Origin of the sequence: Aliiroseovarius salicola, assembly GCF_027891095.1 — a bacterium.
Classification (GTDB): Bacteria; Pseudomonadota; Alphaproteobacteria; order Rhodobacterales; family Rhodobacteraceae; genus Aliiroseovarius; species Aliiroseovarius salicola.
The window spans coordinates 22,618-38,911 of record NZ_JAQIIO010000017.1; the positions used below are offsets into that span (position 1 = coordinate 22,618).

Below are 16,294 nucleotides of genomic sequence, written 5' to 3' on the forward strand. Positions count from 1 at the left end.
CCTGATGTAACCAAGGGGAGAACGACTATGGAGAGGATACTCAAGTGGTTCTCCCGGCTTGCAGAAGCGATTGCCGGCGGCTTGCTGGCGGCAATCTTCCTGACCTTCCTACTACAAATTGCCCTTCGCTACATGTTCACGCCCGCAGGCTGGACGCTGGAGCTGATCGGCATTCTCTGGGTCTGGGTGATCTTTTTCAGCTGCGCCTTTGTGGTGCGCGAACATGATCACGTAAAATTTGACATCATCTATCTCGCGGTTCCGCGCAAAGTCCGGAAGATCATGTCGCTGATCTCGGCTGCGGCCATCGTAATCGCGATGCTTTATACCTTCATGCCCACCTGGGATTACATCGAGTGGATGAAGATCCGCAAAACCTCGACTGTGCGTAACCCCTTCACAGGCAACAAGATCCCGCTGCGAGATGTGTTCTCGGTCTATGCGGTCTTTATGCTGGCCGTGGCGGGACGATATGCGTGGCAGTTTGTGCGTGTCCTGAAAGTAGGTCCGCCGAAAACCGAACTTGAAATCGTGGTCGAAGAGTCCACGGAAGACGATCAGAAGAACGCGCCAGAAAGCGAACCGAAGAACGGGGACGAGAAATGAGCATCGAACTTCTGTCCTGTCTGCTGACCCTGTTTGTTTTGGCCGGGATCGGCACCCCCATCGGCTATTCCATCCTGCTGGCCTCGATAGCCTATCTGGGCGTCGCGGGGCTGGATGTGGCGCTGGCTGGCGAAAAAATCCTGCAGGGCTTTTACCGCAGTACGATCCTTCTGGCGGTGCCGCTTTTCATCGTGGCCGCAAATATCATGAATGCGGGCTCGATCACTGATCGGCTTTTGAATTTCTGTGTCGCCGCCGTGGGGCGGTTCAAAGGTGGGCTTGGCCATGTGAACGTGGTGGCTTCGCTGATCTTTTCCGGCATGTCCGGGTCTGCCGTGGCCGATGCGGCCGGGATCGGCAAGATCATCATCGAGATGATGACCAAGGATGGGCGCTATGGGCGTGGCTATGCCGCCGCAATCACCGCAGCCTCCGCCACGATTGGCCCAATCATTCCTCCCTCCATCCCCATGGTGCTTTATGCGCTGGTCTCCAAGGCCTCGATCGGCTCGCTGTTTCTGGCCGGTATCCTGCCTGGTCTGATCATGGGCGTGGTGCTGATGGCGATGAACTATTACCTTGCGGGCAAGCGCGGATTTGCGCTTGAGGATCCAATTCCGCTGAAAGAGCTGCCACGTAAGACTGCAAATGCCTTCCCGGCGCTCTTGATGCCCGCGATCCTGCTCTATGGCATCTATGGTGGCGTAACCACGCCCACAGAAGCCGCCGCCGTGGCCGCCTTTTACGCGCTGCTGCTGGCTGCGCTCTTCTATCGCGCCTTGTCGCTGCGTGGCCTTTTTCAGGTCTTCGTCGACAGCGCGCGTTCGTCTGCCTCGGTTGGGGTGGTGATTGGCGGCGCGTTCATTCTGAACTTCATCGTCATCCAGGAACAGATCCCACAAGCGATTTCTTCGATGCTGGCAGGGGCTGACGTGCATCCGCTCTTGTTCCTCGTCGCAGTGAATGTGCTGATCCTGCTCCTAGGCTGTGTGCTGGATGCGACGACCATCATTCTTGTGATTGTGCCGCTCTTTATCCCGACCTGCGAAGCGCTTGGTATCGATCTGGTACACTTCGGCGTGCTGGTGGTGGTGAACTCGATGATTGGCTTGATCACGCCGCCCTATGGCATCCTGCTCTTTGTCATCAATGCGGTGACAGGCATTCCGCTGCGCGAGATCATTGCCGAGGTCTGGGCCTTCCTGGCTGTTCTGGTCGCCGCGCTGGTCTTGATGATCCTGTCGCCTAATCTTGTCCTCTGGCTGCCGAGGCTCTTTGGATACCAAGGCTAATGACACTTTCCATTTCTACAACATCCATTCCCGGTGATCTCGAGGCCAAGCTCGAGGCCATCGCCGGGGCAGGATTTACCTCTGTCGAACTGCATGAACCTGATTTTACCGGGTTTCACGGCACGGCCAAAGACCTGAGAAAGCTGATTGGGGATTTAGGTCTGACATTGAACCTTCTGAAACCCTTTCATGACCTGGAAGGCTGGCAGGGATCAGAGCGCAGTCACGCCTTTGACCGGCTGGCCCGCAAGCTTGATCTGGTGCGCGAGCTGGGCTCCGATATGCTTTTGCTGGGGGCCTCCGGGGCTGAGTGCTCTGACATTGGGCAGATTGCTGGGGACCTGTCCGAAGCCGCTGACATGGCGGCCAAACAGGGGGTTCGGCTGGCCTATGTCGCGCTGCCCTGGGCGGGGCATGTGCAAACAGACGAACAGGCGATGTCGCTGGTTGATCAGGTCAACAATCCCCAATTCGGGCTGGCGCTGAATAGCTATTTTTCGCTGGCGGATGGCACCAAACCGGCGCAGCTGCGCCACATTCCGGGTGATCGGCTGTTCCATGTGCAGCTTTCCGATGCACCGCGCGCGCTGGGGGATATTCGGGGCCTGAAACGCCATTTCGGCCTGTTGCCGGGGCAGGGGGCGCTGAACCTCGCTGGCTTTGTCAAAGTGTTGGCGCGCGCCGGGTATCGAGGCCCTTGGTCCATCGCTCGTGTAAACGAACACAGCCCCCGTCCGGGCGGGCGTACCCTTGCACAGGATGGCTATCGCGCGCTGGTCAATCTGCTGGACGAGGTAACCCGCAACGACCCGGATCTGTCCTTCGACATCCCCGATCTTCCGCCGCGCGTTTACAGTTCGGGGTTTGAGTTTATCGAGTTCGCGGCGGATGACAAAAGCGGCAAAGAGCTGACCGATCTGCTCACCACGCTGTGTTTCCGCATGGAACGGCGGCATGTGTCGAAGTCGGTCGAGCTGTGGCGGCAAGGTGGCATCAATATCGTCGTGAATACGGAAAAAGAGGGGTTCGCCCATTCCGCCTTCCTTGGACACGGGCCATCGGTCTGTGACATGGGGTTGCGGGTGAAAGACGCCGATCAAACCGTGGAACGGGCCATGGCCCTTGGCACGCCGCAGTTTTCGCAGCCGGTTGGCACCGGGGAACTCGACATTCCCGCCGTGCGCGGTGTGGGCGGCAATGTGGTTCACTTCATTGATGAAAAATCCGATCTGCATCGGGTGTGGGACATCGAATTTGAACCGGTGGCCAAGACCAAGGCCACGCCACCGGCTGGCCTGCGTCGGATCGACCATCTGGCTCAAACCATGCGCTATGAAGAGATGCAGAGCTGGCTGCTCTATTACATCTCAACCTTTGAAATGGCGAAATCCCCGATAGTTGATGTGGCCGACCCATCTGGCGTCGTGCACAGTCAGGCGATTGAAAGCCCGGAAGGGGAAGTGCGCCTGAACCTGAACGGGGCAGAGGGGCGACGCACCTTTGCGGCCTCTTTCCTGGCGGATCGCTTTGGCGCCGGCGTGCAGCATATCGCTTTCCTGACCGACGATATATTCGAGACCTCGGAACGCCTGCACGACAGCGGCTTTCCACGCCTCGATATCTCGCCCAACTACTACGACGATCTTCAAGCCCACTTCAGGCTGGAGGATGAATTGGTTGCGCAGCTGCGCGAGGCCAACATGCTCTATGACCGCGCGGATGGGACCGAATATTTCCAGATCTACAGCCAACCGATCTTCAGCGGGTTCTTTTTTGAAATCGTCGAACGTCGCCGTGGCTATGCCGGTTATGGCGCCCGTAATGCCTCGGCGCGACTGGCTGCGCAGATGAAGCACCAACGTCCAGCAGGGATACCAAGAACATGAAAGCCGCATTGATCGGACACGGCATCGCGGGGTCCCTGACCCCCGATATGCATATGGCAGAAGCGCGTGCGCAGGGATTTGACTATGAATATCAGCGCTTTGATACGGCCACCGCACCCTATGCGGGGCAGAGCCTGACGGCACTTTTGGATCTTGCGCGGGAACAAGGCATGACTGGCGTGAACATCACCTACCCGTTCAAGGTCGACGCGGCTGATATGATGGATGACCTGTCTGACACCGCGCGGCTTCTGGGCGCGGTGAACACCGTCCTGTTCGATCAGGGGCGCCGGGTGGGTCATAACACCGACTATGTAGGCTTCCGCTCCGCCTTGCGCCGAGGGCTGCCCCATGCGCCGATCACTCGTGCGCTGTTGGTGGGCGCTGGCGGTGCAGGCGGCGCAGTAGCCTTGGCCCTGATTGATCAGGGAACCGATGTGCTGTTTCTTCTCGATCAGGACCGCAAAAAGGCAGAGGAACTGAAAACCCGCCTGACCGCGGCGCGCCCGCGTGTTGCGGTGAGTGTGGTGGACACATTTGCCGAGGCACAGCCCGAACAGCTGAACGGGATCGCGAATGCAACGCCAATGGGCATGGCCGCCTATCCCGGAATGGCACTGGACCCCAGCGGCCTGCCATCCGGCGGTTGGGTGGCGGATATTGTGTATTTCCCCCGGCAAACAGCGCTGCTTGAACGCGCCGAAAACCTGCGGCTCAGAACAATGGATGGGTCTGGCATGGCGATCTTTCAGGCCGCATCCGCCTTCCATCTGTTAACCGGAAGAACCGCATCCCCCGACCGGATGTATGAAAGCTTCGAGCAGTTTGCGCCGAAGACCGAAGAGGTATCCGCATGACCCAGTCCCACACAGACGCAGACAAGGTCCGCCACTGGTGGCGCACGTCGATCATCGATATGGAACCCGGCAAGATCGCCTTTCGCGGCCACCCGATTCAGGATCTGATCGGCAATGTGTCCTTCCCGCAGATGATCTGGCTGATGGTGGCAGGTGAGATGCCCACCGCTGATCAGGCGGCACTCTTTGAGGCTGCTTTGGTGGCAGGGGTGGATCACGGACCACAGGCCCCATCCATTGCCGCCGCGCGCATGGCGGCGACCTGTGGGGTCGGGCTGAACAACGTAATGGCCACAGCGGTGAACATGTTGGGGGATGTCCATGGCGGCGCAGGCGAGCAATGCGCCGAGCTTTACTATGGAATTGCCACGCTGATGGATGAAGGCACCGATCTGGATCAGGCGGTGCGTGATGGACTAGATGCCTGGCGTGCCGAACATGGCAAGATCGTTTCCGGCTTTGGCCATCGGTTCCACAAACCGGTCGATCCGCGCGCCCCGCGCCTGATGGAACTGGTGCGAGGTGCTGCGGACAAGGGCACCGTGTCTGGTCGCTTTGCCGAGATCGGAGAGGCCGTACAGGCCGAGCTTGGTCGCCAACGCGGTGGACGTCCGATTGCGATGAATATCGATGGCGCCACCGCCGTGATTTTCTGCGAACTGGGCTTTCCTGCGCCGCTGTCACGCGGGCTTTTCTGCCTGTCACGCTCAGTTGGCGTGCTTGCCCATGGCTGGGAGCAGATGGGGCAGGGCGGGCGCAACAAGGGGCCAATGCCCCCTGAATACCTTCCACTTTATGAAGCGAAAGAAGATGACCGGTGAGACACCGAAAACCTTCCGGGTCGGCCTTGTTGGATGTGGCCGTATAAGTGACATCTATCTGACTACACTTGCTAAATTCCCACAAGTTGAGGTGGTGGCCTGTGCCAGCCTTGATCTTGAGGAAAGCCGGGTCAAGGCCGCACAACATGGTATTTCTCGCGCACTGACGGTGGAAGAGGTGATTGCCGATCCCGAGATCGACTGCATCCTCAACCTGACCATCCCGGCAGCCCATGCGGAAATTACGCGCCGCGCATTGATGGCCAATAAACATGTCTATTCGGAAAAGCCTTTTGTCACTGATCTGGCGGACGGGCGCGAGCTGTTGGACTTGGCCGAGGCGCGCGGGCTGAAGCTGGGAAATGCGCCAGACACCTTTCTCGGCGGGCGCTGGCAAACCGTGCGCCGCCTGATCGACGAAGGGGCCATTGGCCGTCCAACGGGTGTTTTTGCCCATGTCGGCACCCATGGCACCGAACGTCATCATCCAAACCCGGACTTCTATTATCAGACCGGCGGTGGGCCACTTCTGGATCTTGGCCCTTACTACCTGACCGCCATGGTGTTTTGCCTTGGGCCGATTGCCCGCGTGGCCGGCATGGCCAACCGCGCTTTTGACCGCCGCCAGATCGAAAACGGCCCGCGCGATGGTGAATGGATGGAGGTTCAGGTCGACACGCATTCCCTTAGCCTGATCGAGTTTGAAAACGGGGCGATTGGCTCTATGACCATGAGCTTTGACATCTGGGACAGCGAAACCCCTCGGTTTGAGATCTATGGCGAAGACGGGGTGATCTCTGTCCCCGATCCCGATCCGGTGCATGGGGCCAATGATTTCCACGGGCCCGTCTGGTTGCGTACCCGAGAAACCTCTCGCTGGTCTCATCAACCGCGACCAACCGGGCGGGACAATTGGCAGGTGGTCGAAAACCATCATGGGTTCAATGAAAACAGCCGTGGATTGGGGCTGTTGGATCTGGCTTATGCCGTGCGGGATGATCGCCCGGAACGGGCCAGTGGAGAGATGGCGTTCCACGTGTTCGAGGTGATGGATGCCATTGCGCGCGCGCCCACGGCGGGAACCTATCAGATGATCAACAGCTCATGCCCGGTGCCCGCACCTTTGCCCGCAGATTTCCCGAAAAGTGAGGATGCAAACCCACAGGAGGCTGACCATGCCAATTGAAACCCTGACCATTGGGGAGCCGTTTTTCGGGCTGCGTCACGTGACGGATCAAGCAGCACTTCATTTGACCGGGCGCGCGATTGTGGTGAACGTGGCAGACCGTCCGATCCGCATCGAGGCGCAGACACTTGCCCCGCTGCAATCGGCGATCTTTGCCAACACCGCCCTGCATGACGTGGATCGCGCGCTGATCATCGACCGGTTTGACACCCATGATGATGCCGCCCTATGTGCCGAGGTACGCAAGAGCTGGCCGTCGGCCTTCGAAGTCCGCGGCGAAGAGCGGCTGCGCGGGGTGGAACACTACATGTCTCCCAAGGTCTTTGTCGGCAATATCGGCCTGACCTTCTATCACTCAGCCTCGGTGCCCCTGAATGTGGGCCTGCATAAGGACCACCCGTTCTGCCCGGTGCCGGGCTTTCGCGAGGTGCACACCCAGATCGTTGGGTTTGGCAAAATGCAGCAATGCCGAGAACGCGACCCGGCGACGCTTTACCTCGAAGAACCGATGGCGCCGGGCATGACCCATCGCCCGATGTATGATGGTCAGGGGAACTACCCCTGGCACCAATATGAAACCACCACGCCCAGTATCTTCATGGCTTTGGAAATCCTGCCAGAAGGGGCGGAGATCCCGAATTTGGGAGGGAATGATGACTGAACGACTGCTCCCCGAAACGATTGATTTTAACGGCCCGTTTCCGACCCTGTCTCGCAGGTTGCGCTTGGGGGTGGTCGGCGGCGGGCGCATCTCTGCCACGCAAGCCACCGCCGCGCGCATGACTGATCGGTGGGACGTGATCGCGGGCGCGCTTTCCTCGGACCCCGAACGTGCCAAGGCCCGTGGTGCCGAGTGGTTCATGGACCCGGATCGCTGCTATGCCTCGTTTGAAGAGATGGCCAAGACAGAAGCGGCGCATCCTGATGGGGTGGACGCGGTGATGATCACCACCCCCAATCACCTGCATTTTCCCGCCGCCAAGGTCTTTCTCGAGGCAGGTATTGATGTGCTCTGCGACAAGCCGCTGACCAATGAGGTGGCAGAGGCAGAGGCGCTGGTGGATCTGACGATGAAGACCGGTCAGATCCTTGGTGTCGGCTATGCGATGTCCTGTTTTCCAATGATCCGTCAGGCGCGTGAAATTGTGGCCGAGGGCGGGATTGGCAAAATCAACCAGATCCATGTGGAGTTCCTGCAAGACTGGATGACCCCGGATGATGTGGCCGACGCGCCCCATGTGAAATGGCGGTTGGATCCCAAAATCTCTGGTCCAACAAGCTGTGTGGGTGACATTGGTACCCATGCCGCGCATCTGGCGAGTTTTGTGTCGGGCCTTGAGATGACCGCCCTACGTGCTGAATTCCATGTGTGTGGGGCCCCCAAACCGCTCGAGGACACGGCGTTTATGTTCACCCGCTTTGAGGGGGAGGTGCCGGGCACGCTGATGGCGACCCGTCTTGCGCCGGGCAATCGCGGCGGGCTGCGGCTTCGGGTCTATGGCTCAGAGGGCGGGCTGGAATGGGATCTGGAAAACTCAGAACAGTTGAAGTTCTACCGCTTTGGGGAAGCAGATCGGGTGATCAGTCGCGGCCATGGTCATGGGGTCAGCGCTGCCACCGAGCGGCTGGTGCGCACTGCACGGGGTTTCCCGGAAGGTGTGATCGAAGCTTGGGCCAATCTTTACACCGAATTTGCCCTTGCTGTGGCGGCGCGGCGCGATGGGATTGCAATCCCTGATAATTGGTTGAGCTTCCCAAAAGTGTCCGAAGGCGCGGCCGGGGTGCAATTCATCTCAGCGTCTGTGCGATCGAATGAAAACGGTGGGGATTGGGTAGAGATCTAATGCCGGGACGGCGTCAGAAAATCAGTAATTGATATTTTAAATAATATCAGATATTTTGGATTGCGTAGGATAATCCTGCGACTCGCTGATGCAATCCGGAGCCGATCCAATGCCAAAGAGTTCTTTACAGACGCCAACAGAACCTCTGTATTCTCTGGCCCATCTCACGTTGATCGGAGCCACGCCACCTGAATTGGTCTATATCGCCGCCCGAGCGGGTTATGACGCGGTCAGCCCTAGGTTCATTCCGATGAAGGTGCCCGGCGAGTTTTCGCAGTCTCCTGTCGACAAGGGACAAGTACAGGCAACCAAAACCGCACTGGCCACCACGGGGCTTAAGGTGCTGGATGTGGAACTGGCGCGGATCACCGAAGACGTGGACCCGCGCAGTTTCGAGCGCTCGCTTGAACTGGGTGGCGAGTTGGGCGCCAAGAGAATGATCATGTCGGCCTGGACCCAGACCCGCGATGACCGCAATTTCCTGGTGGATATCTATGGTGAAACCTGCGATCTGGCCGCGCCATACGGGATCACCGTGGATCTTGAGTTTCCGTCTTTCTCGCGCCTGCGCACTTTGGACGAAACTTTGGATATTGTGCGCGCGGCTGACCGGCCCAATGGCGGCATTCTGGTTGATACGCTTTACCTGCATCTGAGCCGCGTAGATCTGGGCGAGCTTTTACATGTCCCGTCCGAGCTTTTCCACTTTCTCCACATCTCGGATTGCCTGCCCGGTATCGCGGATACGCGCGAAGGGATGATCCAGCTGGCCCGCGACGCGCGGCTTTACCCAGGTGAAGGGTGGATCGACTTTGCCGGGATCATCGAACGGATGCCGCCCGTGGACTATTCAATCGAATTACCAAACCAGAGCCGCGTGGCGGAACTGGGATACGAAGAACATGCGCGTCGCTGCCTTACGCACGCGAAACGAACTTTCGGTGAGGCGCGATCGCAGCGCCGGATGCCGGACACATCTACTCTCCAACATAATGAGGATCATCATGGGCAAAGAGCTCACTGACGAGGACCGCCAGCTGGTGGCCGACATGATTGCGCGCGCACGCGCCGCCATGGCAGAAATTGAGGATTGGAGCCAGAAAGATCTGGACCGTCTGAGTCAGGCCATTGCTTGGTATGCAGGCAACGAAAAGACCTTTACCCGTCTGGCCGAGCAGGGCGTCGATGAAAGCGGGATCGGGGATCGTGCGGGTCGCCCCGCCAAGCGGTTCAAGATCCAGATGGTCCTGCGCGATGTGCTGCGCACGCCGTCGACCGGCATTGTCGAGGTCGACGAGGCGAAAGGGCTGGTGAAATACGCAAAACCTGCGGGCGTGATTGCCTCGCTGATCCCGATGACGAACCCGGCGATGACCCCACCGGTCACGGGTGTCTCGGCAGCCAATGCACGCAACGCCGTAATCTTCTCGCCGCATCCGCGCACGGCGGGGACCACCTATGAAATGACAGAAGTCATGCGGGCCGCCTGTCGAGCAGTTGGCGCACCGGAAGATCTGTTCCAAGCCATTCGCAAACCGTCGATACCACTCACGCAGCATCTGATGACAGAATGCGACCTGACCCTGGCCACCGGTGGTAAACCGATGGTTCAGGCCGCCTACAGCTCGGGCCGTCCGGCTTATGGGGTGGGTGCTGGCAACTCCTCGATTGTGGTGGATGAAACCGCCGACATCGCAATCGCCGCGCAAAACACCCGCATCTCGAAAACGTCGGACTTCGGCTCGGGCTGTTCGGCGGATGGGAACATCATCATCCAGAAGTCGATCTATGACGATATGTTCAAGGCGCTGGAGGCCGAAGGCGGCTATCTGTGCTCATCCGAAGAAAAGGCGATGCTTGAGGCGGCCATGTGGGATGAGAAGGGCAACCGCACATTCCCGACCATCGCGTGCCGACCGCAGCAAATTGCGGACGTGGCCGGGTTCTCGATCCCTGAGGATCGCAAGTTCCTGATGGTTGAAAACCAAGGCCAGATCGGGCCAGAGCACAAGTTCTCGAAAGAAAAGCTGACCACGCTGATGGCGCTTTACCACTTCGAAACATTTGACGATGCGCTGGACACCGTTAGCCAGATCTATGCAGTCGGTGGCAAGGGCCATTCCTGCGGTATCTACAGCCATAATGACGAAAACATTGACCGTCTGGCTCGCCTCGCGCCGGTCAGTCGCATGATGGTACGCCAGCCGCAATCCAAGGCCAATGCCGGTGCCTGGACCAACGGCATGCCGATGACCAGCTCGCTCGGCTGCGGCATTTGGGGCGGTAATATCACCAATGAAAACGTCACCATGAAACACATGATGAACTACACATGGGTCAGCAGGCCCATCGCCGAAGATCGTCCTTCTGAGGAAGAGCTGTTCGGTGAGTTCTACGGGCAGGAGGTCGCGTGATGGACGGATCGAAAGTAAATGGCAAAACGGTTGCCGAACATATCGTCGACTTTCTTGAACGGCGCGAGGTCGAGCATGTCTTTGGCCTTTGCGGCCATACCAACATCGCGGTGCTCGCGGCGCTGGCTGAAAGCCCAATCGATTTTATTACGGTACGCCACGAACAAATCGCCAGCCACGCAGCGGACGCATATGCGCGGGTGACTGGCAAGGCCTCGGTGGTGTTGTCACACCTGTCTCCCGGTTTGACAAACTGTGCCACCGGGGTCGCAAATGCGGCGTTGGATTGTATTCCGATGGTGGTGATCGCCGGGGATATCCCGACGCATTACTACGGCAAGCACCCGCACCAAGAGGTGAACCTGCACGCGGATGCCGCCCAGTGGGAAATCTATCGCCCCTTCGTGAAACGCGCATGGCGTGTGGATCGCGCCGACCTGATGGCCGAGATCCTGGAAAAGGCATTCCACTTGGCCGAAAGCGGTCAGCCCGGTCCGGTTCTGGTTAACGTGCCGATGGATATCTTCTCCGAGGTGATCCCGTCGGATACGTTTGACCGGATCCTCGACAACACCCGTGCGCTGAAAAAGCCATCGATCGATGACGAAACCGCACGTGAGATTGTCGAGAAACTGGCCAAAGCCGAAAACCCTGTTGCCTATGTGGGCGGGGGCATCCTTCTGGCACAGGCCAGCGAAGAACTGCGTGAGTTTGTCGAGCATATGGGTCTGCCCGTTGCACATTCCCTGATGGGCAAAGGTGCGCTGCGCGATGATCATCCGTTGGTGATGGGGATGACCGGGTTCTGGGGCACCGAGCTGGTGAACCAGTCCTGCCTGAACGCAGACTATGTCTTTGCTGTCGGCACGCGCTTTAAAGAGGCCGATTGCTCCAGCTGGTATCCGGGTTACACGTTCAACATCGGTGGCAAAGAGGATAAGACCAAAGTCATCCATATTGACATCGAACCACAGGAAATTGGCCGCAACTATCCCACCGAAATTGGTGTGGTGGCAGATGCCAAAGCCGCCCTGCGTGTGCTGACCCGCGTTGCGAAAGAGATGTATCCTGATGGCTTCTCTCGTGCCGAGAAGAAGGCCGAGATCGCCGATTTCCGCACCAAATTCAAAGCGTCCAATGTCGAGATGCAAACGTCTCCTGCCTTCCCGATGATGCCTGAACGCATTCTGGCGGATACCCGCAAGGCGCTGCCGGAAGATGCGATCATCACTACGGATGTGGGTTGGAACAAAAACGGGGTCGGACAGCAGTTTGACATCCTTACACCGGGTTCGATCCTGACACCGGGTGGTTTTGCGACCATGGGCTTTGGCCCTCCCGGTGCGCTGGGCGCCAAACTGGCTGCCCCGGATCGCGTGGTTTTGTCGCTTGTAGGGGATGGCGGCTTTGGTCAGAACCCCGCGATGCTGGCCACAGCGGTTGAACTCGATTTGGGCATCATCTGGCTGGTGATGAACAACAACGCGTTTGGCACCATTGCGGGCCTGCAAAAAGCGCACTACGGGCTGACCTATGGCACGACCTTCCCGGGCACGGCGGCGGCACCCACCAACGGGCCGGGCTATGCTGAGATCGCACGGGCCTATGGGGCTGAGGGCGTTCACATCTCGTCAGCAGATGAGCTGCTGCCTGCCCTTGAGGCGGCGATTGCCAGCGGTAAGCCTACGGTTCTGGATGTGCCGATGATCAACAACCCGACGCCCACGACGGGGCATTGGAACATCCTCGATATCTATTCACCCGACAAAGATGTGTCTCACGTGGCAACCTGATCAACTCCGCCGGGGCCTCGCGGTCCCGGCGGTATGCTCAGCCGCCCAGGGGTGTGGTGACGCGAAGGACCGTCAAGGGACCCGTCTCAAGTTCAACCGGCGTAAGCCACGCGGGAAACTCTCCTCGAGCAAGCTGGGAACCAAAACTGGTGGGGGGACCATAGAGCGTTCCCGTGCACAGCAGCACATGTTCCACGCCATGTTCGGCCACGCGGGTTTTTATCTCCAGTTCGTACCTGCCGCTATCCCGTGACCATCGCTCGCTGGTCCGCCTGTCCCATCGACAAAATGACCGGCTTTGACCGCTGGCGGGTTTTGAATGTCTCTTTGTTGTCCATCGCGCGCCAGTTTGCTCGGATCAGGCTTTGAACCACCCCACCGCCAAGGGTTGTGCCGGGACCAAGGACGATAAAGACATCCGGCATGAATTCCCGTGCCGCCACGCCAATTGCCCCCGTGAAATCATATGGTTCCACCACCTGATGACCCAACGTGTAGGACCGGAGCTCTGTCAGGTCTGAGGCTTTCGGATGCCAGATCGCACCGCGCCCGTCGATCAGCGGCAAGTCAGGGTTGGAAAACAGCTCGGCCCCCAGCCGCGCACGGCCCTCCGCCGCTACCGGGGCCTGCAATGCGGTGTGAAACCCGGCATGTCCGGGCAAGCGCAGCGGAAAGCGCGATTGCACCACCGGCATCTCCCGCTCAAACGCCGAAAGACCGGCTTCATTGCCCGCCAGAACCAGCATCCCTCCCAGATCAATCGACAGGGTCAGCACATGGTCTGCCCGTGCGTTGATCTCAGCCAGTTTGGCCTCGATCCGCGCGCGTTCACCAGGCATTTCAACCCAGTTCTCATCCATGAACGGGTAGATCAGCTGCCCGCCGATCATATGTTCGTGCATGAGAGTGCCCATCGTATTGACCACCTCAAGCCCGCCGATCGTGTCGAGCACCCCCGCGCAGGCCAGCGCAATATACCAGCCCATCGAATTGCCGGTCACACCCAGAATATCGAACCGCTCCCGGTCAATGGACATGAAATCCGCCAGCGCGCAAGCATGGATCAAGCCACTGGCATTGTCACCTCTCGTGTGGCGCGGCCCGGAAAACCGCTCGGCCCCGTCCAGAGCCGACAAAGGTTCCTGCCCCTGGCTGACGCGATAGGCGTCAAAACCCGCCATCAGATCGGATTTGTCCTCGTGGTGGTGCGCGAAATAGCCCAGCTCGTCCCGGTTATAGGTGCCGCGACCGGGGGCCACGACAATGGCGGTTTGTTTGCCTGCTGTCTTTTGCTGCGTCATTTGGCGTTCCACAATTTGCGAGCCGCCTCCGCGATGCTCTCGCGTGAGGGCATGGTGGCCGCATAGGCCGGGCCGGTGGCAATGAAACTGTCCTCAGCCGCGATGCGGGCATGGGGCAGATCGGTTTGTTCATGCAAAAGCGCCATCAGCGCTTCGGACTGGCTGCCTGTGGTGCGACATTCATCGACGATCAGGCATTTCGTTGCCCCTCCAAGGGCTTCAATGATGCCCTCTGCGGGCAGAGGGGCCAGCCAGCGGATATCGATGATCCGCGTTTCGATTCCCTCCGCTGCCAGATCGGCCGCCGCTTGCGTTGAGAGGTATCGCCCATTGCCATAGGTCAGGATCGCCAGCGGCCCGTCCCCATGCACGCCAACCTCTCCCAGCCCGATCCGTCGGTCGGGCGCCGGGTAAGTCGCCATCCAGCCGCCATCCTTTGCCTCCATCAAATCACGCATCGGGTAAAGGGCGATCGGCTCGACCATCACCACCACACGGTTTTCCTCACGCGCGAGGCGCACACATTCCCGCATCATCATCGCCGCCTCATCGCCACGCGACGGGCAGGCAATCACAACCCCCGGAATGTCACGCAGGACCGCCAGCGAGTTGTCATTGTGGAAATGCCCACCAAAGCCCTTCTGATAGCCCAGTCCAGCAATCCGCATCACCATCGGGTTGGTGAACTGCCCGTTCGAGAAGAAGGGCAGGGTGGCCGCCTCACCACGCAACTGGTCTTCGGCATTGTGCAGGTAGGCGAGGAACTGGATTTCCGGCATCGGGATGAACCCGTTATGCCCCATGCCAATCGCCAGCCCGAGGATCGATTGTTCATCCAAGAGCGTGTCGATCATCCGATCCGGGCCAAAGCGATCCATGAGCTTCTGCGTGACGCCATAAACGCCGCCTTTGCGCCCCACATCCTCGCCCATCATGACAATCTCGCCATGTTCCAGCATCAGGTCGGTCAGCGCCCAGTTGAGCAGTTTGTTCATCGGCTGCGGCGTGTTTAATGCCTTGAAGTCGCCCCCAAAAGCACCCGCCCGATCTTCTTCGCTCGGCCCATTTGAGGGCGCGCAAACCCGTGCTGGCGGGATCAGCGAAGCCATCACCTCGTCTACCGTCTTTAGCCGGGGCCGGGTGATCACCTCTTCCGCCACACGGGCGCATTGATCCTCGCTCTCCTGATAGATCGCAAGAACCTCATCGGCCGTCAGCACCCCTTTTTGGGTCAAAAGCCGCGCCGAGTGCAAAAGCGGATCATTCGCTTCCCACCCCTCAAAAATCTCTTTCTTCAGGTAGGCTTGCTGCAAATCCGACCCCGCGTGGCCATAAAGCCGCACCAGCGACAGATGCAGGAATGCGGGCTTTTTGCGTGTCCGCACATAGTCCGCCGCCTCTTGCGCCACGCGGTAGGTGTCAAAGATGTCCAACCCATCCGCATTAAAATACTTCAGCCCCGGCTTACCCGAATAATTCGCGCCTACCCATCCTCGCGGTGTACGCGTCGAAATGCCGATCCCATTGTCTTCACAGACAAACAAAAGCGGCAGGGGAACCGACTGATATGAGGTCCAGCAGGCCGTGTTGATCGCTCCCTGCGCGGTGGAATGGTTTGAGGACGCATCGCCAAACGAACACATGACAATGGCATCATCGGCCAACACCTTATGCTCACACTCATGCCGTTTCCCAAGCCCGATCGAATAGGCAGTCCCCACCGCCTTGGGCAGGTGGCTGGCAATGGTTGAGGTCTGCGGCGGAATGTTCAACGCTTTTGATCCCAGCACCTTGTGCCGCCCACCCGAACAGGGGTCTTCGGTTGAGGTGGCAAAACTCAAAAGCATATCCCAGGCAGGTGTCGTGCCCGGCACCTGCGCCGAACGCATGGTTTGAAACGCCCCGTCCCGGTAATGCAGGAAGGCCATGTCATCAGGGCGCAGAGCCGCAGCAACTGCCGCCATGCCCTCATGTCCGGAGGACCCGATGGTGTAATACCCCTCACCCGCCGCCTGCATCTTGCGCGAGCGCCGGTCGAGGTTGCGTGACAGCACCTGTGCGCGGAAGATCTCAACCGCCTGCGTGTCCGAAAGCGGTCCTGCCGCGGATTTTCCGGACGGGAAATCTCCGCTTGCCAATGCGTTCCGAAACGCCTGATCCACAATATCTGCGCGGTCCATCTCTTCCTCTTGCCATAAATATCCTCGGGGGGTGCGGGGGGCAGACAGCCCCCCCCGTGATCTCAATAAAACGCCTGCAGGCCTGTCTGTGCGCGGCCGAGGATCAGGGCGTGT

The 16,294-nt window shown here is 59.2% G+C and carries 13 protein-coding genes; 11 read left to right on the forward strand and 2 right to left on the reverse strand.

All coding sequences use genetic code 11. The features are described 5' to 3' along the window. The first annotated feature begins 27 nt into the window (after positions 1-27). The 11 genes from O2N63_RS17200 (at position 28) to O2N63_RS17250 (ending at position 12,699) form a co-directional block, all read left to right on the forward strand. On the forward strand, positions 28-606 hold the full coding sequence (locus O2N63_RS17200) for a TRAP transporter small permease (RefSeq protein ID WP_271055540.1): 579 nt from the start codon (positions 28-30) through the stop codon (positions 604-606). Beyond that, on the forward strand, positions 603-1,898 hold the full coding sequence (locus O2N63_RS17205) for a TRAP transporter large permease (protein ID WP_271055541.1): 1,296 nt from the start codon (positions 603-605) through the stop codon (positions 1,896-1,898). The genes O2N63_RS17200 and O2N63_RS17205 overlap by 4 nt, the downstream gene beginning before the upstream one ends. Beyond that, positions 1,898-3,784, forward strand: a complete 1,887-nt coding sequence (locus O2N63_RS17210) for a bifunctional sugar phosphate isomerase/epimerase/4-hydroxyphenylpyruvate dioxygenase family protein (protein ID WP_271055542.1) — start codon at positions 1,898-1,900, stop codon at positions 3,782-3,784. The genes O2N63_RS17205 and O2N63_RS17210 overlap by 1 nt, the downstream gene beginning before the upstream one ends. Beyond that, entirely contained in the window at positions 3,781-4,641 is an 861-nt protein-coding gene (locus O2N63_RS17215; RefSeq protein WP_271055543.1) for a shikimate dehydrogenase, read from the forward strand. The genes O2N63_RS17210 and O2N63_RS17215 overlap by 4 nt, the downstream gene beginning before the upstream one ends. After that, positions 4,638-5,462 carry a citryl-CoA lyase gene (locus tag O2N63_RS17220; protein ID WP_271055544.1) on the forward strand — a complete coding sequence of 275 codons (825 nt, stop codon included), beginning with the start codon at positions 4,638-4,640 and terminating at the stop codon, positions 5,460-5,462. Before O2N63_RS17215 ends, O2N63_RS17220 begins: the two co-directional genes overlap by 4 nt. Then, positions 5,452-6,648: a Gfo/Idh/MocA family protein gene (locus O2N63_RS17225; RefSeq protein ID WP_271055545.1), complete on the forward strand. Its 1,197-nt coding sequence runs from the start codon at positions 5,452-5,454 to the stop codon at positions 6,646-6,648. The genes O2N63_RS17220 and O2N63_RS17225 overlap by 11 nt, the downstream gene beginning before the upstream one ends. Next, positions 6,638-7,309: a hypothetical protein gene (locus O2N63_RS17230; RefSeq protein ID WP_271055546.1), complete on the forward strand. Its 672-nt coding sequence runs from the start codon at positions 6,638-6,640 to the stop codon at positions 7,307-7,309. Before O2N63_RS17225 ends, O2N63_RS17230 begins: the two co-directional genes overlap by 11 nt. Further along, the gene (locus tag O2N63_RS17235; RefSeq protein WP_271055547.1) at positions 7,302-8,492 is read left to right on the forward strand and encodes a Gfo/Idh/MocA family protein; all 1,191 of its coding nucleotides are present in this window, start codon (positions 7,302-7,304) and stop codon (positions 8,490-8,492) included. Before O2N63_RS17230 ends, O2N63_RS17235 begins: the two co-directional genes overlap by 8 nt. Positions 8,493-8,601: 109 nt before the next feature. Further along, positions 8,602-9,516 (forward strand): sugar phosphate isomerase/epimerase family protein, encoded by a 915-nt coding sequence (locus O2N63_RS17240; protein WP_271055548.1) that lies wholly within the window; start codon positions 8,602-8,604, stop codon positions 9,514-9,516. Further along, the gene (locus O2N63_RS17245; protein WP_271055549.1) at positions 9,497-10,906 is read left to right on the forward strand and encodes an aldehyde dehydrogenase family protein; all 1,410 of its coding nucleotides are present in this window, start codon (positions 9,497-9,499) and stop codon (positions 10,904-10,906) included. The genes O2N63_RS17240 and O2N63_RS17245 overlap by 20 nt, the downstream gene beginning before the upstream one ends. Beyond that, a complete protein-coding gene (locus O2N63_RS17250) occupies positions 10,906-12,699 on the forward strand; it encodes a thiamine pyrophosphate-binding protein (protein ID WP_271055550.1) in 1,794 nt (597 codons plus the stop codon). The genes O2N63_RS17245 and O2N63_RS17250 overlap by 1 nt, the downstream gene beginning before the upstream one ends. A 242-nt stretch (positions 12,700-12,941) precedes the next feature. On the opposite strand, the gene O2N63_RS17255 is transcribed toward O2N63_RS17250, so the two are convergent. Together O2N63_RS17255 and O2N63_RS17260 are read right to left on the reverse strand one after the other, a co-directional pair. Then, entirely contained in the window at positions 12,942-14,000 is a 1,059-nt protein-coding gene (locus tag O2N63_RS17255; protein ID WP_271055551.1) for an ACP S-malonyltransferase, read from the reverse strand. After that, positions 13,997-16,180 (reverse strand): dehydrogenase E1 component subunit alpha/beta, encoded by a 2,184-nt coding sequence (locus O2N63_RS17260; protein ID WP_271055552.1) that lies wholly within the window; start codon positions 16,178-16,180, stop codon positions 13,997-13,999. The genes O2N63_RS17255 and O2N63_RS17260 overlap by 4 nt, the downstream gene beginning before the upstream one ends. Positions 16,181-16,294 lie beyond the last annotated feature (114 nt).